Source organism: Paenibacillus sp. 05T425 (genome assembly GCF_056396205.1).
In genome coordinates this window covers 179,833-203,928 of record NZ_JBFTLA010000010.1, presented here as the reverse complement: position 1 = coordinate 203,928, position 24,096 = coordinate 179,833, and the positions used below count along the sequence as shown (strand labels likewise).

General features: G+C 51.8%; 23 protein-coding genes. 3 read left to right on the top strand and 20 right to left on the bottom strand.

What is annotated here, in order from left to right; genetic code table 11:
• Nucleotides 1-11: 11 nt before the first annotated feature.
• The 17 genes from AC1DF0_RS22810 to cymR all read right to left on the bottom strand — a co-directional run bounded on the left by AC1DF0_RS22810 (nucleotide 12) and on the right by cymR (nucleotide 17,264).
• Nucleotides 12-1,880 (bottom strand): peptidoglycan D,D-transpeptidase FtsI family protein, encoded by a 1,869-nt coding sequence (locus AC1DF0_RS22810; protein ID WP_477575402.1) that lies wholly within the window; start codon nucleotides 1,878-1,880, stop codon nucleotides 12-14.
• Nucleotides 1,881-2,022: 142 nt separating this feature from the next.
• The gene (locus tag AC1DF0_RS22805) at nucleotides 2,023-2,808 is read right to left on the bottom strand and encodes an N-acetylmuramoyl-L-alanine amidase family protein (protein ID WP_477575401.1); all 786 of its coding nucleotides are present in this window, start codon (nucleotides 2,806-2,808) and stop codon (nucleotides 2,023-2,025) included.
• A 161-nt stretch (nucleotides 2,809-2,969) separates the two neighbouring features.
• Nucleotides 2,970-5,186 carry a methyl-accepting chemotaxis protein gene (locus AC1DF0_RS22800; RefSeq protein ID WP_477575400.1) on the bottom strand — a complete coding sequence of 739 codons (2,217 nt, stop codon included), beginning with the start codon at nucleotides 5,184-5,186 and terminating at the stop codon, nucleotides 2,970-2,972.
• A 186-nt stretch (nucleotides 5,187-5,372) separates the two neighbouring features.
• Nucleotides 5,373-5,648: a DUF3886 domain-containing protein gene (locus AC1DF0_RS22795; RefSeq protein ID WP_442048965.1), complete on the bottom strand. Its 276-nt coding sequence runs from the start codon at nucleotides 5,646-5,648 to the stop codon at nucleotides 5,373-5,375.
• A gap of 23 nt (nucleotides 5,649-5,671) precedes the next feature.
• The gene (locus AC1DF0_RS22790; RefSeq protein WP_442048964.1) at nucleotides 5,672-6,934 is read right to left on the bottom strand and encodes a peptidase U32 family protein; all 1,263 of its coding nucleotides are present in this window, start codon (nucleotides 6,932-6,934) and stop codon (nucleotides 5,672-5,674) included.
• A 19-nt stretch (nucleotides 6,935-6,953) separates the two neighbouring features.
• Nucleotides 6,954-7,886, bottom strand: a complete 933-nt coding sequence (locus AC1DF0_RS22785) for a peptidase U32 family protein (RefSeq protein WP_477575399.1) — start codon at nucleotides 7,884-7,886, stop codon at nucleotides 6,954-6,956.
• A gap of 106 nt (nucleotides 7,887-7,992) precedes the next feature.
• Nucleotides 7,993-9,033, bottom strand: a complete 1,041-nt coding sequence (gene mltG, locus AC1DF0_RS22780; RefSeq protein ID WP_477575459.1) for an endolytic transglycosylase MltG — start codon at nucleotides 9,031-9,033, stop codon at nucleotides 7,993-7,995.
• 171 nt (nucleotides 9,034-9,204) lie between these two features.
• Nucleotides 9,205-9,516 (bottom strand): DUF1292 domain-containing protein, encoded by a 312-nt coding sequence (locus AC1DF0_RS22775; protein WP_337099473.1) that lies wholly within the window; start codon nucleotides 9,514-9,516, stop codon nucleotides 9,205-9,207.
• Nucleotides 9,516-9,812, bottom strand: a complete 297-nt coding sequence (locus AC1DF0_RS22770) for a DUF1292 domain-containing protein (RefSeq protein WP_307200178.1) — start codon at nucleotides 9,810-9,812, stop codon at nucleotides 9,516-9,518. Before AC1DF0_RS22770 ends, AC1DF0_RS22775 begins: the two co-directional genes overlap by 1 nt.
• Before the next feature lie 8 nt (nucleotides 9,813-9,820).
• Nucleotides 9,821-10,237 carry a Holliday junction resolvase RuvX gene (ruvX, locus tag AC1DF0_RS22765; RefSeq protein ID WP_337099476.1) on the bottom strand — a complete coding sequence of 139 codons (417 nt, stop codon included), beginning with the start codon at nucleotides 10,235-10,237 and terminating at the stop codon, nucleotides 9,821-9,823.
• Nucleotides 10,238-10,293: 56 nt separating this feature from the next.
• Nucleotides 10,294-10,557: an IreB family regulatory phosphoprotein gene (locus AC1DF0_RS22760; protein WP_307200181.1), complete on the bottom strand. Its 264-nt coding sequence runs from the start codon at nucleotides 10,555-10,557 to the stop codon at nucleotides 10,294-10,296.
• A 103-nt stretch (nucleotides 10,558-10,660) separates the two neighbouring features.
• Nucleotides 10,661-13,294, bottom strand: a complete 2,634-nt coding sequence (gene alaS / locus AC1DF0_RS22755; protein ID WP_477575398.1) for an alanine--tRNA ligase — start codon at nucleotides 13,292-13,294, stop codon at nucleotides 10,661-10,663.
• A gap of 357 nt (nucleotides 13,295-13,651) precedes the next feature.
• Entirely contained in the window at nucleotides 13,652-14,722 is a 1,071-nt protein-coding gene (locus tag AC1DF0_RS22750; protein WP_442048961.1) for an AI-2E family transporter, read from the bottom strand.
• Nucleotides 14,723-14,893: 171 nt separating this feature from the next.
• A complete protein-coding gene (locus AC1DF0_RS22745) occupies nucleotides 14,894-15,097 on the bottom strand; it encodes a hypothetical protein (protein WP_337099480.1) in 204 nt (67 codons plus the stop codon).
• 13 nt (nucleotides 15,098-15,110) lie between these two features.
• Nucleotides 15,111-15,647, bottom strand: coding sequence for a PRC-barrel domain-containing protein (locus AC1DF0_RS22740; protein WP_442048960.1), 537 nt, complete (start codon nucleotides 15,645-15,647; stop codon nucleotides 15,111-15,113).
• Between the two features lie 25 nt (nucleotides 15,648-15,672).
• Nucleotides 15,673-16,824, bottom strand: a complete 1,152-nt coding sequence (locus AC1DF0_RS22735; protein ID WP_477575458.1) for a cysteine desulfurase family protein — start codon at nucleotides 16,822-16,824, stop codon at nucleotides 15,673-15,675.
• A 20-nt stretch (nucleotides 16,825-16,844) separates the two neighbouring features.
• On the bottom strand, nucleotides 16,845-17,264 hold the full coding sequence (gene cymR / locus AC1DF0_RS22730) for a cysteine metabolism transcriptional regulator CymR (protein ID WP_442049015.1): 420 nt from the start codon (nucleotides 17,262-17,264) through the stop codon (nucleotides 16,845-16,847).
• Nucleotides 17,265-17,478: 214 nt separating this feature from the next.
• Here cymR and mnmA point away from each other — a divergent pair, with 214 nt between their 5' ends.
• Entirely contained in the window at nucleotides 17,479-18,618 is a 1,140-nt protein-coding gene (mnmA, locus tag AC1DF0_RS22725) for a tRNA 2-thiouridine(34) synthase MnmA (protein WP_442048959.1), read from the top strand.
• Between the two features lie 319 nt (nucleotides 18,619-18,937).
• On the opposite strand, the gene AC1DF0_RS22720 is transcribed toward mnmA, so the two are convergent.
• On the bottom strand, nucleotides 18,938-20,284 hold the full coding sequence (locus AC1DF0_RS22720) for a hemolysin family protein (RefSeq protein WP_477575397.1): 1,347 nt from the start codon (nucleotides 20,282-20,284) through the stop codon (nucleotides 18,938-18,940).
• Nucleotides 20,285-20,563: 279 nt separating this feature from the next.
• Here AC1DF0_RS22720 and AC1DF0_RS22715 point away from each other — a divergent pair, with 279 nt between their 5' ends.
• Together AC1DF0_RS22715 and AC1DF0_RS22710 are read left to right on the top strand one after the other, a co-directional pair.
• On the top strand, nucleotides 20,564-21,148 hold the full coding sequence (locus tag AC1DF0_RS22715) for a copper resistance CopC family protein (protein WP_442048957.1): 585 nt from the start codon (nucleotides 20,564-20,566) through the stop codon (nucleotides 21,146-21,148).
• The gene (locus AC1DF0_RS22710; RefSeq protein WP_477575396.1) at nucleotides 21,149-22,234 is read left to right on the top strand and encodes a copper resistance D family protein; all 1,086 of its coding nucleotides are present in this window, start codon (nucleotides 21,149-21,151) and stop codon (nucleotides 22,232-22,234) included.
• 57 nt (nucleotides 22,235-22,291) lie between these two features.
• Here AC1DF0_RS22710 and AC1DF0_RS22705 read toward each other — a convergent pair whose 3' ends face one another.
• Together AC1DF0_RS22705 and AC1DF0_RS22700 are read right to left on the bottom strand one after the other, a co-directional pair.
• Complete coding sequence (locus AC1DF0_RS22705) at nucleotides 22,292-23,272, bottom strand: ABC transporter substrate-binding protein (protein ID WP_477575395.1); 981 nt, start codon at nucleotides 23,270-23,272, stop codon at nucleotides 22,292-22,294.
• A gap of 18 nt (nucleotides 23,273-23,290) precedes the next feature.
• Nucleotides 23,291-24,073: an ABC transporter permease gene (locus AC1DF0_RS22700; RefSeq protein ID WP_337099489.1), complete on the bottom strand. Its 783-nt coding sequence runs from the start codon at nucleotides 24,071-24,073 to the stop codon at nucleotides 23,291-23,293.
• Nucleotides 24,074-24,096 lie beyond the last annotated feature (23 nt).

The window sequence follows — 24,096 nt, the reverse complement described above, 5'->3', positions numbered from 1 at the left end:
TTTAACGCAAGTTAGCGCTTCATCTCTTTTTCGTTGCGGGCGGCGATATCCATGACGCCGCGGAACAGCTTGGTCGCCTGATGCGGACTGCCAGGCGTACGGTTCGCCGCAAGCACGGCAACGGCGTAGCGGGGCGACTTGACCGGGCCGTAGCCCGTGAACCACTGGTGGTTCAGGGCTACGCCCGCTCGCTCGGTCTGGGCGGTGCCGGATTTGCCGGCTACCGTCCAGACCCCTTGGCGGATCGATCGACCGGTTCCATGGTCGACGACCGCCCGCATGCCGCGCAGCAGCGCATGGGTCGTGCCCGCATGAATGCGGCCACGCCCGCCCTGCGCCCGCTGTGCGGGCAGCTTCACCATCCGCTGGCCGTCCGCATAGCGGATCTCGCTGACGAGGCGCGGCTCCATGACGCGCCCCTCGTGCAGCAGCGTCACGATCAAGTTCGCGGCCTGAAGCGGCGACATTCTCACGTCCCGCTGCCCGATGCCGCTCTGCGCCATAACGCCGCCATCTACGGCGGCAAGAGCCTGCTGCGACATCCCCCCCGTCGCACCTCTATCAACACCCGCGAAGAGCTGTCCCTGCTCTTCCTCCTCAAGCAGCCTAAGCGGCCTGCGGAACGGCCCGAACGGCTTGTCCCGATGCCAGCCTGCCTTGCGCCCGATACCAAGCGCGTAGGCGACACGCTGCAGCTCAGCGGCTCTCATACGCTCAGCAATCGTAGCAAACACGATATTGCAGGACTGGGCAAGACCTTCCTGGAGCGTAATCGTTCCATGGCCGCCCTCCTTCCAGCAGCTAAGTCCATATTTGCCGTACTCGCCATTGCAATGGAACTTCTCCTTCTTGCTGACGACGCCGGCTTCCATGGCTGCTGCCGCCGTCACAAGCTTAAAGATCGAGCCCGGCGCAACAGCCGTCAGCGCATGATTGCTCCACTCGCTGCCGTCCGATGATTCGAATTGCCCGGGCTTCAGCTTTGGACGGGACACCATAGCGATAACATCGGCATTGTCAGCGTCGAGCACGACAATCGCGCCTTCCTTAAGCCCCTGTGCGTCCGCATAGGCCTCCAGCTTATTTTGCAGCTTCAAGTCAATGGTCGTCTGCACCTTCAGCGGGTAATAGCTATTTCCAGGCTGCGTAATCCGATAGTCAAGACCATGGACAGGCGCATTCCGGCCGTCGATGAAATACGACACCGAAGTTGCGCCGATGCCGTGCAGCAGCTTGTCTAGCGACTTCTCAAGTCCCGCCCCGCCCACCTGCTCATTCAGCTTCCGCTTCCCGCTAGCAAGCTCCTTCGAGTGGTTCGCCGCCAGCCACTCCGGATGCTGGCTTGTGAAGCCGATCATATGCTTCGCCTCGAAGCCGCTCACATACCGATTCCGATAAGGCAGCACGCTTACGCCGTTTAGACCTAGACGCTCAATCGCTTCAGCTTGCTCCGCTTTAAGCCGCAATGGCAATTTTCCGGCACCAGCCGTCCAGAACACCGGCTCGCGGACCGCATCCCAATAGCTTTGCAGTTGCTCAGCAGATACGCCGAGCAATGCCGCAAGTTGGCGAACCGTCCCCGCTTCGCCCCTTGCGTCCGGGCGTACAGGAAAAAAAGCAGCAGCCGAATACGTTTCACCGGTAATCGCCTGCCCGTAGCGGTCGACAAAATCACCTCTCCCGCTGTCAAGCACCAGATTCCGCTGCCGCTGAATAACCGAGAGCCGCTGCCATCCGCCGCGATTCACGGCGGCATGAACCGCCGCATGCGAGCTCCACGGCAATAGCTGCAGCCATGCAAGACGCACAATGAATAAAATCATAATACAAAATAGAACGAGCGCCGCCGCCCATACTCTTCTCGATATCCCTTTTGCCATAAAGCTTAATCTCCCTTGCTTGCCCGTTACTTACAGTATCTCCCTTGTCCCCATATGAGCAAACCTCCTGACAAGCTCATTTCTTGCATGCTGCTATTCGCATTCAAAGAAAAAACGCCGATCATCCGATCGACGTTTCCCATTATGTCGGTTTCTGTCCGCTTGCTTTACGAAGCTCGTTCGCTAGTCGATTGAACTCTTTGCGAGCCTCCTTGTTGGTCGTTGCCATATAAGAAGCAGACAAGAAAGCAATGATTTTGTTAGCGTCCTCTACCGAGAGCAATGCAATCTCCTCCTCCGGTTCGCTTGGCTCCGTTACGGGCGGCTTGGGTTCAGGCTTCGGCTCCGCAGTCACAAGTGGGATATAAGCGACACCGAACAGCTGGCAAATGCCTTTCGCCAGCTCGACCGCACACTCCGCGCGATAAGCCTCCGACAGCAGCAGCAAGGCATCCTCCATATTTGTCATAAAGCCATGCTCGACAAGAACCGCAGGCATAGTCGTCTCGCGCAGCACATGGAAGTTCGCTTCCTTGACGCCTCGATTCGGCAGCGCTGTCCCTTGAATCAACTGATTATGAATAATTTTGGCCGCTTGCTGGCCTGAGGTTTTGCCGGGATAATGATACGTTTCAATACCTCTTACGTTATTCCAACCGTCGCCATACGCATTCGCATGAATGGAAATATAGAAGTCGGCTTTCGCTTTATTCGCCGTATTCGTACGATTGCTAAGCGGGATGTCCGTGTCTCCCGGTGCAACGAGCAGCGTCTGGAAGCCGCAGCGCTTTAAATGCACGTCCAGCTGCGCAGCCACAGCTCTATTGAATTCGTTTTCCCTCATGACCGTACCATCGGGAAGAGACGGCGTTCGCTTGCCAGGGGTCTCCAGTCCATGACCATCATCTATTGCTATTAATTTAACCATCTTCATCCTCCTATCGTCCTCTATTCTATGGGTTTGCATGAACTCCTGTGATAGTTAGTCATCAAAAATAGACGTTTTTCGAGGATCATGCATTCTGCAACAAACAAAAAACCCGTCTAACCGTGAATTTCACGGTAGCAGACGGGCTCCAAATCCATGCTTTATGATTCAATTTTGAATGCGGACAACGATTCCTTCAGCTCACGCGATACAGCGTCAAGCTTCTCGGACAGATGCACCAAGCTTTGGCTAACGCTAAGCTGCTCGCTGCTGAGGGAAGCAACCTCTTCTGAGGTTGCCGAGGACTCCTCGGCTACGGCGCTTACGTTCGTCATCGCTTCCGCCATAACCGCCTGTGCTTCATCCAGCTTGCTGATCGATTCGGTAGCCAGATCCAGCTTCTCAACGAATTGACCCATCTGACCTTGAACCGTCAAGAAGATTTGGTTCGCTTCCTTAACTGAGCCAATCTGCTCTTGGAACAACGGATAGGCATCCGACAGCACGCTTACCGTCTCATCGATTTCCTTCCGAATCTTCTCTGTAATCTTAGCAACTACGTCGATCGATTGACGGGACTGATCAGCCAGCTTGCGGATTTCGTCGGCTACGACCATGAACCCTTTACCCGCAGCCCCTGCTCTTGCAGCTTCAATCGTTGCGTTTAACGACAAAATGTTAGTTTGCTTTGTTAAGTTGTTAAGCACGTCGAGAATCTTAACGATAGAGCCTGTGCTTTCTTTAAGCGCATCGACCTTCTCGACCATGGAGCGCGTCATTTCCTCGGTCATGCCCGTCTTCTGAATGAGAACGCCCATGTAAGTTGTACCTTGCTTACTTGCATGGTCGACCTCGCCTGCCGATCTTGCCATTTGCTCATTGGCTTCGATAACCTGCTTCATCTGCTCGTTAATATTATTCGTAAGATCCGTGCCTCTTTCAGCTTCCATTGCAAGGCTGGTTGCTCCGCCTGCAATCTCCTCTGTCGCGACCGCGATCTCCTTCGCCGATACGGATGTCTTGCGGGAAGCTTCACTTAGCTCGGTTGCCGTACTAAGCACATCCTCCGCCGAACGTGTCGTCTGCTGAGCCAGTGCCGTAATCTGCGTCATCATCAGGTTAAAGCTGCTGCCAAGCTCACCGATCTCGTCTTGGCGCTTCTTCATCCGTGATCGAACCGTCAGGTTGCCGCGCGCTCCTTCGTTCATCAGATTGCGCATATTCACGAGCGGCTGAGCAATTGTCGTAAGGACAAGCGCACCGATTGCGATTGCAATCAATACAGCTACCGCAGCAGTAATCCATGTCATATTGCGAATAACCTTCGCGTCTTTCACAAGCTCGTTGACCGGAATCGTTCCGACCAGCTTCCAATCCATCGTTTCGAATGTTTTGTAGGCTGCCAGCACGTCCTCGCCGTTCTGATCCGAGGTCTTAATCGAGCCTTCCCACGCTTCTTCGCCCTCCTTCGGCAACCCAATGCTTGTAGGCTGGCCAATCAGAGAAGCATCCAGGTTCGCAACATAATTGCCGGCCTCATCGATAATCGACATTTGGCTGCCTTCGCCAAGCTCCACATCTTTATAACGCTCACTTAGGCTGTTCAATCCAATGTCAATAAGAAGCACGTAAGACGCTTCATTCGACGTACTGTCCTTAATCAAGCGGCTTACCCCAAAGGAAGCTTGCCCTGCTGTCGTAGATAATCCATCTGCCTGCGGAGCGATCCATACCGTCTTGCCGGAGCCGTCAATCGCCTTTTGGAAAAATTCGCTCTTCATAAGCTCTTCGGCCTTTGTCGTCGTGGAGCTGCCCACCGTCACGATGTCCAGTTCAGGAACGATCGGCAGCAGCACCATGCCAAGGATTGAATTGTTGCCCATGACATAACTTTGCATCTTATCGCCTAACTTGCGGCTCGCTTCGAACTTCGTGTAATCGTCTTCTCCTTCGAGAATCGATCGAACGATCGTGTGGAAATCTTTGTCGATCAAAATTTGAAGCGATAAATCTTCATATGTTTTATAAATAACGTCTAGATTGCTTGCTACCTGATTAACGGTTTGGAAGCTTGCATCCGATACTTTGCGTTCTACGATTGATTTGGCTTGCGAATATGCCATTAGCCCTACCGTCAACACACAGGCGATGATGGAGCAAAAAATGATTAAAAACAGCTTTGTCCCGACTGACTTAATCGGGTTGGATATCTTCGTTTCTTTGAGCGCGCCTCCTACCGATTGCAACAAACCTGTTGCTTTCTTCAATCCTGATTGCGCTTTCAAAACGGCTGCTGAAGGGTTGTCGTTAACGCCCTTGGGCAGTTTTTGCTTCTTTTCTTTTTTGGGCTTTTGCTCTTTGTTCTCTTTGCTCTTCATTAGGAAAGACACCGCCTTTTTAATTGTTAGCCTATAAGGATTCGTCTGATGCTAGCGAATCTTGCCGATATTTGGAATACCTATTTACAGTCTATTATTTTATATCGGAAGATACTTGTCAATTAGAAATAATAGAATTGAAAAAAGCCTTATCTTCTGTCGAAGATAAGGCTTTAGTCCTATAAATTACTTATGTTTGCTCCAATTCGGATCGCTGTTCTCCAGTAAATAAGCAAAATCGTTTTCTTTGCGCTTCTGCTCCTGTGCCTTGCGCTCCTCTTCCTCTTGGCGAGCTTGCAGCTTCTTCGCAGCTTCCTGCTGTTTCAGCTCTTCCGCTTGCCCCTTAAGCTTCTTAATCGTATCTGCATTCAGCAAGTCGCCTAACAGCAGCCCATTATCCTTCTCTTCCTTCGGCTGCGTACTCTTGAATGGCGCCCCTTGCTTCTTCTTGTGCTTGGCCATTTGCGATCCCTCATTGCGAATGATTATTTTTTGCCTATCTTCTTGCGCATCATATCCATCGCCTTAACCGGTTCGCTGGTACGAATGCGGATATGCTGCAGCGGATGACGAGCAGCGTCAAGCGGCTGCCCTTCCGAATCGAACAATTCGGTAATGGTCTGCTTGAAGAATCTGCCGCCCGGGCCGACGAACTCTACCTCTTGACCAGGCTTAAAGTGGTTTCGTTGCTGTACAGTTGCCAATCCCGTCTCTGCATCGTAATCGACAACAATGCCTGCGAAGTCATAAGGCGCAGCCTTCTCTTCAGGCTCGTATATATGATCCTCCGCACCCGGCGTATCGAGGAAGAAGCCTGTATTCAGCGGACGGTTCGCCGCTTTGTTGATCTCTTCCACCCATTCTTGCTTCAGCTCAAAATGTTCGGGATCGGCAAAGTACGCATCAATCGCTTGACGATATACGTTAACAACCGTTGCCACGTAATGAATGCTCTTCATGCGGCCTTCAATCTTGAAGCTGTCTACCCCAACCTCGATCAGCTCCGGCAAATATTCGATCATGCACAAGTCCTTGGAGCCCATCGTGAATTGATCCTCGCCTTCGCCGTACAACGGCGCGTCATCCACGAACAAATCATACTTCCAGCGGCATGACTGGCAGCAGCCCCCGCGATTCGAATCGCGGTCTGTGAAATGGTTCGACAGCACGCAGCGGCCCGAATACGAGGAGCACATCGCGCCGTGAATGAAAGCTTCGATTTCGATATCGACATGCTTCTTAATTTCTTCGATTTCTGTGAAGCTTGTCTCGCGGCCAAGCACGACGCGCGGCAGTCCTTCTTCTTTCCAAAATTGCACGGCTTGCCAATTCAATGTCGATTGCTGCGTGCTTAGATGTACCTCAAGCAATGGCGCTACTCGCTGCGCCGTCTCGATTATAATCGGATCCGCTGCAATGATGGCGGAGATCCCAGCCTCCTGAAGGCCTCGCAAATAATCCTCTAGCCCTGCAATATCTTCATTATGGGCATATATATTCGTCGCTACGAACACTTTTGCGCCATATCGGTTCGCGAATTCAACGCCTTCCTTCATTTCAGCGAAGCTGAAGTTGTCCGCATTCGAACGCAAACCGTATTTCTGCCCTCCGATATATACCGCATCCGCGCCATAATGGATAGCAAATTTTAGCTTCTCCAAATTTCCCGCAGGAGCAAGCAGCTCCGGTCTATCCAGCCTATGGCGTTTCCCCTGATAACGCGGGGTTGTTTTTGTCGTTGCCGTCAATTGTTGTCCCACCTTTCTATCAATACACTTGCTCTTTAAAAAAGAAACCGTAGGTTAGCTCGCGCTTCGGATCTTGCACCGCACGAATGTCGTCAAGCCATTGCTCTTGGAATTCATAGCTTTCCGGATCGGCAATATAGGCATCTATCGCTTTGCGGTAAGCCCGAACGACCGTTTCATTATATTCGATCGGCTTCATTAAGCCCTCAATTTTCAAGCTGTCCACGCCAACCTCAAGCAGCTCATGCAGCGCATCCAGCATACAGATATCGCCTGAGCTCATAATATGCGTACCGTTAGCGTCCTCATAGATCGGGAACCTCTCGTCAGGACGCTCTGCCTCCATCACATACAGGCCGCGCTCTAAGCTCGAGTCTTCAAGCTTCTCCGGCTCTTGCTGATGCTCCATGTAGCTGTTCACAAGCGAACGCTTGGAATGATAAATGTTCGTCATGCCATGCACTTGAACCTCAATCGGCAGTTTCGTATTCGCTTTGATATCGACGATCTGCTCCATATTAAGCTCGCGGGCAAGCACGAAACGGGTTGCTCCTCTGCGACCCCAATAATCAGCAGTCGCATAGTTAGTCGATGTCATCTCCGCATTCCAATGAAGAGGCATTCCCGGCGCATTCACCCGAGCTGCCATTAGAACGGCTGGATCTCCGAACACGATGGCATCTACGCCTGCTGCCGCAAGGCCGGATATATAAGCCGGCAACGACTCAATTGTTGCATTATCGATCAGATTGTTAATGACAACATATATTGTGACGCCTCGCGGCTTCGCAATCTTCACCGCTTCAGCTATCATTTCCAAAGTGAATTGTCCCGCGAGTCTTGCGCCGTAACGCGACTCCCCTATAACGAACGCATCAGCGCCCGCTTCCATCAACCGCTCCAGCTCTTCCATCGAGGCGGCCGTCGTTAGTAATTCCGGCTTGTAAGCCATCTTCCATTCCTCCCAGGATCTCATAAAACAGCTTCGCGCAGCAAGTCGCAGGGGCCCGTTGTATCCCCTAGACTTGCCGCGCTAACTAATCTTGCATGACGCAACGTTAACCCGCTGTCTCGTTGCTCTTATCGATATTTCTCAAATGCTCTTGGTACGTCTTCGCGAACAAATGCGTCTGCGTACCGTCCTTCTTCGTTACATAATAAAAGTATTCGGAAGGCTCCGGATTCAATGCCGCTTCAATCGAAGCGATGCTTGGACTTGCGATCGGTCCCGGCGGCAATCCGTTAATCTTGTACGTATTATAAGGACTTTCGATTTGCAGGTCTTTCTCCATCAGCCGTTCTTTAGGCTTGTCTAGCAAATATTGAACGGTAGCGTCAATCTGAAGCGGCATACCTTCGGCTATGCGGTTATAGATAACGCCTGCAACAAGGGCGCGCTCCTCATCGGCGACGACCTCTCGTTCAATGAGCGAAGCAATCGTCAGCAGCTCATGCAATGTCAGCTTCTTCGCTTCCAGCTCATCCGTCCAATCTTCAGACAGCTCGCCTAACTTCCGATCAAGTTCGCTTGTCATGCGCTTAATAATGTCTTCCTCCGTGCTGCCTACCTTCATCTCGTAGGTTTCAGGGAACAAGTAGCCTTCCAGCCGCTGATGCAGCTCGGCATTATCCGGAATTTGGCGAACAGCCTCCGCATCTCCCCATGCTGTCTGACTAGCTGCAAGGTCTAGAAACTTCGCTTTGTCGATCAAGTCCTGTTCGGCAAGCTTATCGGCAATTTGAAGCACGGTGAAGCCTTCCGGAATCGTGAAGTGAATCGTCTCTGCCTGCACCGTATCGCCAGCATTCAGCTTCGCGATAATGGCGTCATGCTCCATCCCGGGATTGAGATCGTATTGCCCGGCTTGGAACCTAGCCCCTTGATCGTTCAGCTTCAAATAATATTTGAAAATAAATGAATTGCGAATAATACCTTGCTCTTCCAGCAAATCGGATACTTTAATTGCTGACATCCCTTTAGCAATTTCGATTCGCTTCGTTTCCCCTGCAGCTGTCGGCTGCAAGCCGTTCCAGATGTAGTAAGCAACGCTGCCGGCACCGACAATGAATATGCCTAGCAAGCTCAATATAACCCACATCGTGATGCGGCTGCGCTTTGGACCGGAACGAGCCTTACCTTCGCTCTGCTCCTGCCGATGAATGGACTTGTCCAACCTGTTAACCCTCCTCGACTCTTATGACAAACGAATTCAAGAAAAAGAGCGGTTGTAGACCGCCCTTTTCCTTGCTTGTATATCGCTTGCGGTCGCTTAAGGCATTTGATCGTCTGCAAAGAGCAGATCGTCATAGGCCTCGGCAGCCGCTTCCCATTCTTCATCGTCCTCGATCGTTTCAAGCTCTGGCTCTTCGCCGTCTTGAATGACTCGGAACAGCTCCACTTCATCTTCGCCGCTCATAGCTTCAGACTGCAGTGCTGCGTATACGATGTCGCCTAGTTGGAATTCAGCCTTAATTACGTACAGCTCCATGCCGCCGTCCTCTGCGACAAGCTCAATCTCCTTGCCGAATGCTTCCTTAAGCACGGACAGACGTTTTGGCGCTCCGCCTTCAGTCGTTGACATTAATCCTGCTCCTCTATTTCGCCGAGCAGCGTATTGAATGTCTCCTCGACCATATTCCACTCTTCCTCGTCCTCGATCGTGTAGAGCTTGAGATCGTCGCCTTCTTCTTCGTAACGGAAAGCGTACACCTCGTCCTCTTCCTCGTTGTCGCTGGCAAGCGGAACGACCATCATATATTTTTGATCCGAGCCGTCAACTTCGAACTTCATGATGACTTCGAATTCTTCCTCGTTGCCGTCCTCATCCGGAATATAAATAATTTCCGGCTCTTCAAACTGCATGTCGTCCTTTGTCATCGTTACCCTCACCTTTTCGTTTTAGAATCGAGATAATTTTGCAAAATCAGCGTCGCCGCCATTTTGTCCACGACTAGCTTGCGCTTCTTCCGGCTGACGTCCGCTTCGATAAGCGTCCTCTCGGCCGCTACCGTCGTCAGCCGTTCATCCCAAAGGTGAACTGGTATGTTTAGTTTCTGCTGGATCTGATCTGCAAATGCGATGCAAATTTCGCCACGCGGCCCGATCGTTCCGTTCATGTTCTTCGGCAAGCCGACAACGATCTCGCTAACCTCATGTTCCTTCACCAGCTCGGCAATGCGGTCGAATTCTCCCCCATCGCGCCTGCGCTCGATGACGCCCGTTCCTTGCGCCGTCCATCTGAACGCATCGCTTATCGCGACGCCGATGTTCCGATCTCCGTAATCCAATCCCATTAATCTCATCTCTTGCGTTGGCTCCTAAGCTTAATCGTATTGTTCTTATGGTACAAGCGCGAGACCTATGATTTCTTAGAATTCAAGTAGAAGCGGACAAGCTCTTCAATTAATTCGTCCCGTTCCTTCTTGCGGATTAAACTTCTGGCGTTGTTGTGCCGCGGAATATACGCAGGATCTCCGGACAACAAATACCCAACGATTTGGTTGATCGGGTTGTATTCCTTCTCTAGAAGCGCTTCGTGTACGGCAAGCAGGATGTCTCCAGAAGAAGATTCGACTCCCTCCGCCTTCACATTAAACTTCATCGTTTGGTCCATTGAACTCATCGCCAGCACCTCGCTTTCCAAAACTGCATTTACAAGCGCCTAAGGAGGCGTAAAGCGCGTTTCCTTGCTTTTGCCCCCTTATTCGGCTAGATATACATCCTTATCATATCACATTTGCGCTGCTTACAACTAGTTCTTGCGCAAGTTTCAACGCTTCATCGAGCTTGGATGCGTCTTTGCCGCCTGCTTGGGCCATATCCGGACGGCCGCCGCCGCTTCCGCCGCAATGTACAGCCGCTTCCTTCACGATCTTGCCGGCATGGAAGCCTTTCTTCACGAGATCGGCAGACACCGCTGCCGCCAAGTTCACCTTATCGTCCTGCACGGCGCCAAGCACAATCACGCTCGAAGGAAGCTTCACTTTGAGCTCGTCTACGATGCTGCGAAGCGCGTCCATCGATGGCGCGCTGACTTTAGCGCTAAGCACCGAGATACCGTTAACCGTCTTCGCTTGCGATTCAAGTGATCCCGCTTCAATACGGCTCAGCTTAGCTTGCAGCGATTCGTTCTCGCGCGACAACTCCTTCACTTGACCGAACAAAGCTTCAATCCGCTTAGGCACTTCGGACGTGTTCGACTTCAGCAGAACCCCCGACTGCTTCAACAGATCAAGCTGGCCTTCCAGGTAGTTATAAGCGTGCTTGCCGGTTACCGCTTCGATCCGCCTTACGCCGGAGCCGATACCGCTCTCGCCCAGCAGCTTGAACAGTCCGATCTGCGACGTATTCGTTACATGGCAGCCTCCGCAAAGTTCGAGGCTATAGCTGCCGACTTGCACGACGCGTACAACGTCGCCGTACTTCTCGCCGAATAGCGCCATAGCGCCCATCGCTTTCGCTTCGTCAAGCGATTTGTTCTCGATTGTAACGCCTGTGCTAAGCCATATTTGCTCATTCACGCGGCGCTCGATGTCGACAAGCTCTTCTGCCGTAATGCTGCCGAAGTGCGAGAAGTCGAAGCGCAGACGCTCAGCTTCTACGAGCGAGCCCGCTTGGTTAACGTGATCGCCGAGCACTTCCTTAAGCGCTTTGTGCAGCAAGTGCGTTGCCGTATGATTTTTGATAATATCCTCGCGGATTGGCTTCGCTACGACAGCTTGCACCGTCTCTCCCGAACGTACCGATCCAGACGATACGACCGCATGATGAACGGTTTGGCCGTGCGGCGCTTTCGTCACGTTCTCGACTTGCAGCGTGAAGCCATTGCCCGTAATCGTACCGCGGTCTCCGATCTGTCCGCCGCTCTCCGCATAGAATGGCGTGCGGTCAAGAATAACGAGAACCTGGCTACCTTCGCCAGCCGCTTCAACCATTTCATCACCGGCAACAATAGCCGTAATTTGGGACTCAGTTACCAGTTCATTATAGCCAACAAATTCGCTTTTAACCGTGAAGTCGGACAACGGTCCGCCTTGCACCTTCATGCTGCCCGTCTCGCGACGGCCGCCGCGGCCGCGCTCGCGCTGCTGCTCCATGGCTTCATCGAAGCCTGCGCGATCAACGGTCATCCCGTTCTCTGCAGCGAAGTCTTCCGTCAAGTCGAACGGGAAGCCGTACGTATCGTATAAGCGGAACGCATCGTCGCCGCTAATTTCTTTACTTCCCGCCTTCGTTGCCGCAGCTACCAGCTCAGCGAGCATCGCAAGGCCATCGGACAACGTTTCATGGAATCGTTCTTCCTCTGTACGGATAACGCGCTCGATAAACTCGCGTTTGTCTACCACCTCTGGGTAATACACGCCCATCACTTCGCCTACGATACCTGTCAATCCATAAAGGAATGGACGGTCGATGCCGATCGTCTTGCCGTAGCGCACTGCGCGGCGGAGCAAACGGCGGATAATGTAGCCGCGACCTTCGTTCGACGGCATAACACCGTCTCCTACCGCGAATACAACCGTACGAATATGGTCTGCAATGACTTTAAGTGCAACGTCATGCTCAGCGTTCACGTGATACTTCACGCTAGCAATGGAGCAGGTGCGGTCAATGATCGGCAAGAACAGGTCGGTATCGAAGTTCGAATCCGCATCTTGCAGTACGCAAGTGAAACGTTCCAGTCCTGCGCCTGTATCAATATTTTTATTCGGAAGCGGCGTATAACTGCCGTCCTTATTATGATTGAATTCAGAGAATACGATATTCCATACTTCGAGGAAGCGCTCATTCTCGCCGCCTGGCCAGCATTCAGGATCGGATAGATCCCCGTATTTGTCTCCGCGGTCGTAGAAGATTTCAGTACACGGACCGCAAGGGCCTTCGCCAATATCCCAGAAGTTCTCATCCAGCTTGTAGATGCGTTCTGCTGGTAGGCCGATCTTATTATTCCACAGCGCGAAAGCTTCTTCATCTTCCGGGTAGACCGTTACCGACAGACGCTCCGGATCGAAGCCGATCCATTGCGGACTCGTCAAGAATTCCCAGCCCCACGTAATTGCATCTTCCTTGAAATAGTCGCCAATAGAGAAGTTGCCCAGCATTTCGAAGAACGTATGGTGACGGCGAGTTTTGCCTACGTTCTCGATGTCATTCGTGCGAATACATTTTTGCGAATTCGTAATGCGCGGGTTCTCCGGCACGACGCGCCCGTCAAAGTAAGGCTTAAGCGGCGCCATGCCTGCGTTGATCCATAACAAGGACGGATCGTTATGCGGGACGAGCGATGCGCTTGGTTCGATTTTGTGGCCTTTGCTTTCGAAGAAAGCAAGCCATTTGGCACGTATTTCACTAGCTTTCATAATAAGTACGCCTCCTCTATTGTGGGAAAACAAAAAACGCCCCTGTCAGAGACAGGGACGAAATGCATTCGCGGTACCACCCTGGTTATTGCTGCGCCGTTATTCCACGCACATGCAATCGCCTTAGAAGACGATAACGGGTCCAACCGGCGAAGTTCATTCACGCTCCGAAATCAGCTTTCGGCCGTTCTTCGTCATCAAGCCTTCTCAACCGACGCTGCCGCCCTATATCGGGACAGACAACGAAGAGGCTTTTCTCTGGCTGACGGGCAGCGGCTTACTTCATTTCGTCAAAGCTTTCCTAGTGTATAGCACTATTCTACTAGTATCAAATTATAGCTACGCCGTCAGCCGCTGTCAAATGATCTTTCTTCGCACGTAGTAAGCGAACATGTGCTGTACAATGACCTTGCAAGCAGCGAAGATCGGTACGGCTAGAATCATACCGACGACACCTGCAAGTTCACCGCCGACAAGCAATGCGAAGATGATGAGCAGCGGGTGCAGATGAAGCGTTCTGCCGACCACTTGCGGCGAGATGACGTTGCCCTCAAGAATTTGGCAAGCCGTATTGACGATGGCGACGAGCAGCACCATTTTCAGAGAAACGGTCGAAGCAATTAAGAGCGCGGGCGCAGCGCCGAAGAACGGACCCATGTATGGAATGACGTTCGTTATCGCCACAATGCCCGCGAGCAGAAGCGCATAAGGCATTCCAATAATAAGATAGCCGAGGTAGGCAAGCACGCCAACGATCAAGCAGACGAGGAACTGACCGCGAATGTAGCTGCCAAGCGCGGAGTCGATGTCCTTAAGCAGTCTGACCGTGTTCTTGCGATGCGACTTCGGCACGTAAGTAATGACCGTTCTCTCGAATACATCGAAATCTTTCAGGATATAGAAAGCAAGGAACGGAATGATGAAGGCGATGAATACCGCGTTCAGCATCGAGCCGATATTGTTAATGAAGCCGAGCAAGCTCTCCGATACCTTCTTCTCCATCGTCAGCAGCGACTTGTTGATGCCCCCGCGGAAGCTCTCCGGCAAGAAAGACGTATTGTTAATGTCCGACACAATATTTTGGGCGCGCATCGACAGTTCCGGCACATGACGGTTGAATTCCTGCACTTGTTCGATGAACATCGGAATCAGATTGACGAGCAGCACCGTAATGGCAGCGCAGAACACGGCATAGATCAAGAGCACGGCAATCGTTCGCGGCACTTTGCGTTCATGCAGCATCGAGACGATCGGGTTAAGCACGTAGGATATGATCATAGCGATAATAAAGGGAGCGAGCACCGCTCTCAAAAAAACATATACATTAAGCAGCAGCGGCTTAATAAGCAGCAGCAAATAAATCGCGATTAAGCCCAGTATGAGATAAACCAGCCAAACAAACAGACGGCTGTTCGTGAAACGCTCCACCGTCCACACCTCCGTACAATCTTCATCCTGCTTTCGCTGTCTTCCGAGCGCACATGCCGGATCTGATAAAGTATATGTACAAGCGGTGCAAATCATCCTTGAGGCGGCAAAAAAAAGGCGGCCCCCTCATAGGGCCGCGCTTTAACGTTCATATCGAATGGCGCAGGCCGACTAGTTAATCTGAACCTGCGATCCCGCAATCTCTTCTTCGAAGAACAAATCATCAAGCGAGCTTAACGTTCCGTCCTCTTCCACTTGGTAAACCGACATTTTGTCGCCGTTAACAGTCAGTTCAATAAAGCAGCCCCAGCAGTAGAACTGGTGGGAACCGATCTTGCCGATATCTTTCGAATTGCAATTCGGACATCTCATCATCTAACATTTCTCCCTATCCTTTGAAATTGGAAGCTGCGACAGGCTCCAATTCCGCTTCACTGACAGCAGGAACGATAATCGCGTCTTCCCCGAGTAATACGGTATCTGGATCACTCGGCGCCTTCAGCCATTTACGCCCTTCCATCAGATCCGAAACAAAACCGTCCGTAAGCTCGTAGCCTACTATTTGTGTACCCTGAAACGGATAAAAATAAACATCCGATATTCGGCCCAGTTGATTTCCTTGCACCGTAACCACGGGCAAATCCTTCAGCTTGACGATCCCGGTATAGAAGGATCGCAGCAGCTCCTTCGGCTTCAGCCTCACAACCGCGCCCTCACTGCCAATAATGACTGCATCCTCGCCGCATGTCAGCACGTCTGTCCAGCGAACGATCTTGAGTGATAATGCGAGCCATCTCGGACTCTCTAGTACAAGCCCTTGCAATTGCCAATGCTCATCGAAGTACGCATCCTTAACCGTTCCAACCAGCTTACCCGAATGAATGACGATCACGGGCAGTCCAATAAGCCGTTGAAGTTTAATCACGCCTTGATTCGAGGCCTCCTAAAGGTTACTTTCGAATACGCCGCACAATTGTCGCTATTTTCTGCGAGGCTTCTTCTAATTCCTCCATAGTATTCCCCAAACCGAAGCTAAATCTTACCGCTGAAAGAAGCCGCTCTTGCGGAATATCCATCGCTCTAAGCACATGGGATCTCTCCAGCGCCCCCGAGGTGCAGGCCGATCCGCTTGAAGCCGCAATGCCTTCCAAATCGAGGTTCATGAGCATCGTCTCGGTATCAATACCGACGAAACTAATATTAACGATATGAGGCAGGCGATGCTCCTCGCTCCCGTTTACGACGATCTCCACATCTGGCAATGTGTTTCTAAGCAGCTCTACCCATCTATTACGAAGCTTGTCCATAAAAGGTTGCTTCTGATTGCGTTCGTTCACACAAATGTCAACAGCCGCGGCAAAACCAACAATGCCGGGCACGTTTTCTGTGCCTGCCCGGCGCTTGCGTTCCTGCGAGCCGCCATGCTGAATTGCTTCATATGGCGTACCATTCGCTATATATAATGCGCCCACGCCTTGCGGGCCATTAATCTTGTGCGCCGAGAAGCTCATGAGATCGATCGGCAGCTCGTTCAAGCGATAAGGCACGCTTCCCAAAGTTTGGACGGCGTCCACATGGAACAACGCACCGGCAGCTCTTACAATGTTGCCTATCTCTTCGATCGGCAGTATCGTCCCGACTTCATTATTGCCATGCATGATGCTTACGAGCCCCGTCTCAGGGGTCATTGCAGATGCAACCGCCTCCGGAGCGATATGTCCATCCTGCTGAACGGGAAGGTACGTTACCGTGAAACCTTCCTCCTTGCTCAACCACTCGCAGGTGTGCAGCACGGCGTGATGCTCGGTTGCTGCTGTTATAATATGGCTCTTGCCGCGCCGCCGCATCGCGCGCGCCGCCCCGACCAGCGCCGCATTGTCGCTCTCCGTTCCGCCGGAGGTGAACAGCAGCTCGGCAGGTCGGCAGCCGATCGCCGCCGCGATGAGGTCGCGGGCGCGGTTCACCTGCTGCTTCGCTTCTCTGCCGAACGCATGCATGCTGGAAGGATTGCCTCCCGGACCTTGCATGACCTCGAGCATCGCTCTCGCAACCTCGGGATGCATCGGCGTCGTCGCCGCATGGTCAAAGTAATATCTATTCATCATTGCAGTCGCATCCTTACTTAGATATAGAACATATAACTGTCTGCTTCGCCGGCATCTTGGAAGTTGATCATATCGGCAAGCGTTGTGGAATCCAGCACCGCTGCAATGCTGTCGCGAATGCGAAGCCACAGGTCGCGCTTAGCCGGGTCGTCCTCTTCCGTGAAGTCAACAGGCGAGATTGGACCTTCAAGGATACGAATAATATCGCCCGACGTAATCTGCTCGGGATCCTTCGATAGAATATAGCCGCCGTATGCGCCGCGAATACTCTTAACGAGCCCTGCGTTGCGAAGCGGAGCGACGAGCTGCTCCAAGTAGTGCTCGGATAAATGATTGCGTTCCGCAATGCTCTTCAGCGAGATCGGTCCTTCGCCGAACTTTGCTGCAAGTTCCATCATAATGGTTAAGCCATAACGGCCCTTCGTTGAAATTTTCAAGTGTAGGCACCCCTTTAAATTCATCATATTTTGTTGTTGCATTCATCGTTGTTCATATTGCTCTTTAATCCACTGTATTCCCATATTACTTCTATGTTAACATATCCCCCGCTTGCCATGTGCAAAAAGGTTGTCATCTTCATGAAAAACTTTTGCGTGTATGTTACAATAGACGTGATTTTCACGAAATGACAAGCAAGGCGGTGTTTCACCTATGACAAAACCAATCAGCTCGACGAGAGTTGTCGTCGGCATGTCCGGAGGCGTTGATTCCTCCGTTACGGCGCTGCTGCTCAAGCAAGCAGGCTATGACGTAGTCGGCATATTCATGAAGAACTGGGACGATACCGACGAGTTCGGCCATTGTACGGCCGAAGAGGACTCGGAGGACGTTCGCCGTGTCTGCGACCAGATCGGCATCCCTTATTATACCGTTAATTTCGAGAAGCAATATTTCGATAAAGTGTTTACTTACTTCTTGGATGAATACAAACGGGGGCGCACGCCTAATCCGGACGTCATGTGCAATCGCGAGATTAAGTTCGGAGACTTCCTGCAGCGCGCGCTTGAGCTTGGAGCGGACTACTTGGCTACCGGCCATTATGCACGTGTAGAGCGAGATGCAGACGGCGTCACGAAGCTGCTTCGCGGCGTCGATTCGAACAAGGATCAGACCTACTTCCTAAGCTCGCTTAATCAGAGGCAACTTGAGAAAGCGATGTTCCCGATCGGCCATTTGCCGAAGCCGGAAGTTCGCCGCATTGCCGAAGAGGCTGGATTGTATACGGCGAAAAAGAAGGACAGCACCGGCGTTTGCTTCATCGGCGAGCGCAATTTCAAGGAGTTTCTAAGCGGCTACTTGCCTGCCCGCTCCGGAGATATGATCGATATTCGCAGCGGCGAGAAGAAAGGCCGCCACGACGGCCTTATGTATTACACACTGGGTCAGCGACAAGGACTTGGCATCGGCGGATCCGGCACAGGCGAGCCATGGTTCGTTGCGGACAAAGATCTGGAGAGCAACGTTCTGTACGTCGTTCAAGGCGAGCAGCATGCCAGCCTATACTCGCACAGCTTGTCCGCAAGCGGTTTTAACTGGATTGCGCCAACGCTGTCTGATGCTCCGTTCCACTGCACGGCCAAGTTCCGCTACCGCCAGCAAGACCAAGGCGTAACGGTTACGATGCGTGCGGACGGCACTGCCGACATTGTGTTCGACAAGCCGCAAAAGGCAGTCACGCCTGGCCAAGCCGTCGTTCTCTATGACGGCGAAGTATGCCTCGGCGGCGGCACGATCGACGTCGTCCACAAGGTCGACGCAGCAGCATTCGAAGCGCAACTGCAAGCCAAATAAGCACAACAATAAGGGATGCCCTGAAATTTATCAGGCATCCCTTCTTATTGTAACGCTTCAGCTTATCCCATGCGCCTCGTCCCCATGCACTCTACCCAGATACAAATACATTACGGACTCAGAAGGAGCTAATCACTCGCATCAAGTAACATTGGTCATATTGCGGACTCTAGAAACCCTTATAACGTAAAACTCGAATAAATATTTTCACTTCTGTCGAATTAGCGACTCCTGTGTCCTTAACGAGCTCCTTTATCGCTGAAACGCTCAATTAGCGTTCCTATGGTCCGCAACAAACCACTCTCACCATACCTTGCCGTTAGCCAAACTGGCTGGAGCTTCCGCTATCGTCGCCCTTATCCCAGTCATCCTTGCGCACGTTAATGCGGGATACGCGCAAATGATCGGTTTCTTCGATGATGAAGGTGAACCCGCCGGGATAATGCACCCGTTGATCGCGCTTAGGCGGAATATCGATCTGCGAATAGATCCATCCTCCAATCGTATCGAAATCATCCGTATCAATATCCAGTCCGAAGTAGCTGTTAACCGCTTCAATTAACATGAGTCCGTTAATGGAGTAGGAAGCATCATCCCGCTTCTCAATATCGGCCCGCTCCTCGTCGAACTCATCCTGGATTTCCCCGACAATCTCCTCCATAATATCTTCGAGCGTAACAAGCCCCGATGTGCCTCCGTATTCATCGATCAGAATCGCGATTTGCGTCTTTTTTTTCTGCATTAGCTTGAGCAGCATGCTAATTTGCATGGACTCCGGCACGGACGTAATCGGCCTCGTAATTTGTGCAATATCGGTGATGCTATGCGCCGTGTCCTTCAGCAAATCCTTAATATGAATAAAGCCGATAATATTGTCTTTATCGTTCTCGCACACCGGATACCGCGTCAGCATCTGCTCCAGCGCGATTCGTTTGTTCTCGTCTATCGTCAGCGCCGTGTTCAAACAAATCATCTCGGTGCGGGGAATCATAATCTCGCGCGCGTTCGTTTCTGTGAAATCAAATATATTATCAACAAGCGTCAGCTCCGTATTGTCGATGAGTCCTCTCTTGTGGCTTTCCTTCATCAGAATACGTATTTCTTCCTCTGTATGCGCTGCATCCTTCTCCGTTGCCGGCTCGATGCCGATCGCTTTAAGCAACTGATTAGCCATGCCGTTCAACAGCCATATTAAGGGATACATCAGCTTGTGAAAAAAAACGAGCGGTGTCGCCGTCAGCAGCGTTACCGTCTCGGATTTTCGAATGGCGACCGTCTTAGGAGCGAGCTCCCCAAGCACGATATGCAAAACCGTAATAAAACTAAATGCAATAATGAACGAGACGGTGTGGATGAACACTTCGTTCTGAAAGCCGACCTGAGCGAACCAAGGCGCAAGCAGGCTGGCGACGGCAGGCTCACCAATCCATCCGAGACCAAGCGATGCAAGCGTAATACCTAGCTGGCAAGCGGACAGGTAGGCGTCTAAGTTGTTCGTCATGCGTGAGGCCAGCTTCGCGCGCGCGTGTCCCTCGGAGATCAGCGCGTCGATACGGCTTCCCCGTACCTTCACCATCGCAAATTCGGCAGCGACAAAAAAACCGTTCATAAACACCAAAACGACAATGAGCGTTAAAGACAATCCGAGCGGTAGAGGTTCACCCAATCGGTTCCTGCCACTCGCTTAGGCACAGCCTGCGGCGATGACAGGCGCACCTCCTTTGTTAGCCAAAGATTTGGCAATCTTTGTGTATTGTGTAATGAAGTATATTCGCCGTAAGCCCGCCAACATGCATACCTTAAGCCCATTCGGACATAAATTTGTCATAATGCTGAGACGAATAAGCCATTTATTTTTAAGCTAACGCAAACGTTAATCTGATATAATTCAATCAGATTCTGTATACGACCCATCTCTACCATACTATCTTTCAGGAGGATTACCGTGAAAAAAATACTGTTACTGTTGCTCGCAGCTCTCTGGCTCGTACCGGGGGTTGCATCTGCCCATTCCAAACTTGAAACGGCAGTACCCGAGAAAGATTCTACTGTTGCCGTGTCGCCGCAGAGCATCGAGCTCTCCTATAATACGAAGATCGAGGACCTGAGCAATCTGAAGCTGTTCAATGCTGCTGGTGAACAGGTTACTACCGATAAGACCGTTGTTGACGGCAAGACGATGAGCGCTGCGGTTCCAAGCGCCTTGCAGAATGGTATCTACACCGTCAAATGGACAATCATCGGAACGGACGGACACTCCGTAGAAGGCGAATATGCATTCACCGTGCAAGCCGCTGAACCTACCGTCGCACCGGTTGCAACGGAAGAGCCGGCAGCAACGACCGCGCCGACAACGGCGCCTACTGACACGCCTGCCGCTACAGACAATCCTGCAGAAACCGCAGCTCCCGACACGAGCTCAAGCGATGAGGATAGCTCTGGCATCAGCGGGACGACTACCGCAGTAATCGTCATTGGTGCAATCATCGTAATTGCGGCTGTAGTATTACTTGCTCGGAGGCGCAAATAGATGACCTACATTAGCGAAAGCTTACTGTACATTTGCTTTGCGCTATTGACAGGCGGCTTCCTGCTCCGGATTATTCCGGAGCAGAGAAGGCCTGATGTCCGAGTACCGAACTGGCTGCTCGTTGTATGCACCATCGCTATCCCTTTGCTCTCCTATGTTCCTATACATAATAACGCCGTCATATATGTTCGGGACTTCGATATGTCTTACGGCTCTATTTTGAAAAGTATTTTGCTCGACTTTAACATCGGCAAGGCGTGGATTTGGACCGTTGTCGGCTCAGCCGGTCTGCTCTGTCTGCTCGGCATCAAAGCGTTCAACACAGACAAGCATATGCCGAAGGTCGCTTTGTTCATCACCCTGCTGCTTATCGTTTGGCTCGGATATGCAGGGCATGCCTCATCGTTGTACGGGTTCAAAGGGCTCGTCGTCCATTCGGCGCACTTCTTGGCAGTCAGCATATGGATCGGCATATTGTTCGTCGTAAGCTGGTTCTCGGTCAACAATGACAACTGGAAGGCGTTCCTCGGCTGGTTCTCGCCTGTTGCGATCGGCGCTGTCCTCGTTGCGATCGGCGCAGGCATTATGTTGATGACATTCACAACGCCTGAATATGTGAACGCTTGGATGCTCCCCTACGGCCAGATGCTTCTTATTAAGCACTTGCTCATACTGCCGCTACTCTTCTTCGCCTTCACGAACGGGTTCGTATACAAGAAGGTTGCCGCACGCGATGCAGCATTCAATCCGCGAAGATGGCTGAAGGCAGAAAGTATCGTAGCGCTTCTCGTACTGATTGCAACCGCTGTTCTAGGTCAACAAGCCCCGCCGCATACGGTGAAGGAAACGCTGCAGTCCGTGTCGCCGTCGCCATTGTTCACCGGCTTGTATCAAGGCAGCTTTAGTCCGGACATTTCGATTGCATTCAAGCCCGGCCTCGAGAGCATTCTGATGTTTGCAGCCGCTCTGCTAATGGCAGGCGGACTCATTTGGATGTATCGCGCGAACCGCCTGATGCCCGCATTTCTGATGGGGCTTCTCGTAGCGGCGTTCGGATATTTTGGCCTCATGTTCTCGATTGTTTAAACTCTAAAAAAGGCAGTTCCCACTGGCAGCATAATTGCCAACACGGGATCTGCCTTTTCATTTTAATAATTCATCAACGCCGAACTCTTTCTTTCTCCCGCCTAGCGAAGCGACCGTGTCTATGACAAGCTGTTCATCCTTGGCGATACTCTCCAGCAGGGGTGCTGTACCGTAAGCTTTGCGGCTGAACGCACCTAGCCAACTGATATGTTCGATGCTCGTATGAGTCGTAAGCAGCTCGGCTGCATCGTGAACGTTGCTTGTCACCCATTCCTCGTAAACTCCGATTTCCGCTAATACGAGCTCGAATAACGCCTCTCTTCCCTCCATGCTCTCTTGTGTAGACACTAAGATATCGCGCTTCGCCGCCGAAGCTGAGCCATCTGCGATGACTCGCAAGCCAAGAGCTTCGATCTCGCTCCGTTCAGGCTCGCCGATCACCCAAGCGTCCGCCTTCCCATCCGCGAAGGAGGGTTCTACTTCTGCTGGACTGAGCTCTACGGACTTCACATCCTTCTGCTTCAGCTGTACGCTCGCAAGGACTTGAAGCAGCAGCAAGTGCTCATTCGAATAAGAAGTGTAGCCTATCTTCTTTCCCTTCAGATCATCCGCCGAATAGATGTCGGAATCCAGCGGCACCGCAACGGCATAAGCGGTCGGATTCGCTGGCTCGGCAGCCAAATAAACAACAGACGAACCTTCCCTATACAAGAAAGCGGGAGTCGCATCGCCTACCGAGCCGATATCGACACGCCCCGCCTCAATCGCTTCATACAATGCCGCATCGTCATCATACGACGTCCATTCCAGAACAATCGATTGCAAAGCAAGCTTAGCCTCAAGCTTGCCTTGCTCCTTAAGTCCGATGAAGATGCTGTTGCCGCTGTAACCGAATTTCAGCTTGCCTGCTTCGACAGGCAACCGGATCTTTTGCTCAGCAGATGGCCCGGCGGCAAATTGCTGCCGAGTACAGCCTATCAGCAGCGACAAAGCCGCCAGCAGGAGTAACCAAGCTATGCCGCCCTGCAACCTATTCATACCGACTGCCTCCTATAGCTAGGCATTGTTCGCCAGACCTTTCCGCCAGCGTGTGAACCGCGCCTCGATCAAGGCAAGCACATAATTGAGCAGCAGACCTACTACCGCAAGCAAAATAATGCCTGCATACATATCTGGAATTTGGAATATTTCCTGCGAGTTGAGAATATAGAAGCCAAGCCCCGCCGAGGAGCCGATCATTTCAGCAGCTACCAATGCCGTGATACAATAAGCCCCGCCTAAGCGAATGCCCGTGAAAATACTGGGAGCGGCCGCCGGCAAAATAACCCGGAAGAAAATGAACAGCTGCGAGCCGCCCATAGACTTTGCCGAATCGATAAGCAGCTTCTCGACATGCTTGACGCCGCTCACGGTATTGAGCAGAATCGGCCAGAACGATGCCCAAAAAATAATAGCCGTTTTGGAAGATTCGCCGATACCTAGAAAAAGAATGAATACAGGGAACAAGGCGAATGCCGATACCTGCCTTGCCAACTGCAGCAACGGATCCAGAATCGTTTCGAAGCGCTTGAACCAGCCCAGCAGCAAACCGAGCAGCGTACCGGATGCAATCGCGAGCAGCAAGCCGGATAAGGACCTGCGCAAGCTTGCCGAGACATGCGTCCAAAGCTCTCCGTTCGAGATGAGCTTCCCAATGGAGATGACAACATCGGACGGCGGGCTTAAGTAGGCCGGGTTAACAATGCCGAGACGAGGCAGCAGCTCCCATACGACGAAGAATAATAGAATCGCCAAACTGCGATCGATCGTTTTTGAAAGCCATTTAGTGTTCAACTTCATACTATACTCCTTTCATTGGTTTA

Bases quoted from the DNA above. Each gene is read 5' to 3' on its own strand.
- AC1DF0_RS22710 (WP_477575396.1), top strand. From the start codon at position 21,149: ATGACCTACATTAGCGAAAGCTTACTGTACATTTGCTTTGCGCTATTG.
- AC1DF0_RS22745 (WP_337099480.1), bottom strand. From the start codon at position 15,097: ATGATGAGATGTCCGAATTGCAATTCGAAAGATATCGGCAAGATCGGT.
- mnmA (WP_442048959.1), top strand. From the start codon at position 17,479: ATGACAAAACCAATCAGCTCGACGAGAGTTGTCGTCGGCATGTCCGGA.
- ruvX (WP_337099476.1), bottom strand. From the start codon at position 10,237: ATGAGATTAATGGGATTGGATTACGGAGATCGGAACATCGGCGTCGCG.
- AC1DF0_RS22770 (WP_307200178.1), bottom strand. From the start codon at position 9,812: ATGACAAAGGACGACATGCAGTTTGAAGAGCCGGAAATTATTTATATT.
- AC1DF0_RS22810 (WP_477575402.1), bottom strand. From the start codon at position 1,880: ATGGCAAAAGGGATATCGAGAAGAGTATGGGCGGCGGCGCTCGTTCTA.
- AC1DF0_RS22800 (WP_477575400.1), bottom strand. From the start codon at position 5,186: ATGAAGAGCAAAGAGAACAAAGAGCAAAAGCCCAAAAAAGAAAAGAAG.
- AC1DF0_RS22760 (WP_307200181.1), bottom strand. From the start codon at position 10,557: ATGAGTTCAATGGACCAAACGATGAAGTTTAATGTGAAGGCGGAGGGA.
- alaS (WP_477575398.1), bottom strand. From the start codon at position 13,294: ATGAAAGCTAGTGAAATACGTGCCAAATGGCTTGCTTTCTTCGAAAGC.
- AC1DF0_RS22775 (WP_337099473.1), bottom strand. From the start codon at position 9,516: ATGTCAACGACTGAAGGCGGAGCGCCAAAACGTCTGTCCGTGCTTAAG.
- mltG (WP_477575459.1), bottom strand. From the start codon at position 9,033: ATGTGGGTTATATTGAGCTTGCTAGGCATATTCATTGTCGGTGCCGGC.
- AC1DF0_RS22805 (WP_477575401.1), bottom strand. From the start codon at position 2,808: ATGGTTAAATTAATAGCAATAGATGATGGTCATGGACTGGAGACCCCT.
- AC1DF0_RS22785 (WP_477575399.1), bottom strand. From the start codon at position 7,886: ATGGCTTACAAGCCGGAATTACTAACGACGGCCGCCTCGATGGAAGAG.
- AC1DF0_RS22735 (WP_477575458.1), bottom strand. From the start codon at position 16,824: ATGAATAGATATTACTTTGACCATGCGGCGACGACGCCGATGCATCCC.
- AC1DF0_RS22795 (WP_442048965.1), bottom strand. From the start codon at position 5,648: ATGGCCAAGCACAAGAAGAAGCAAGGGGCGCCATTCAAGAGTACGCAG.
- AC1DF0_RS22700 (WP_337099489.1), bottom strand. From the start codon at position 24,073: ATGAAGTTGAACACTAAATGGCTTTCAAAAACGATCGATCGCAGTTTG.
- AC1DF0_RS22705 (WP_477575395.1), bottom strand. From the start codon at position 23,272: ATGAATAGGTTGCAGGGCGGCATAGCTTGGTTACTCCTGCTGGCGGCT.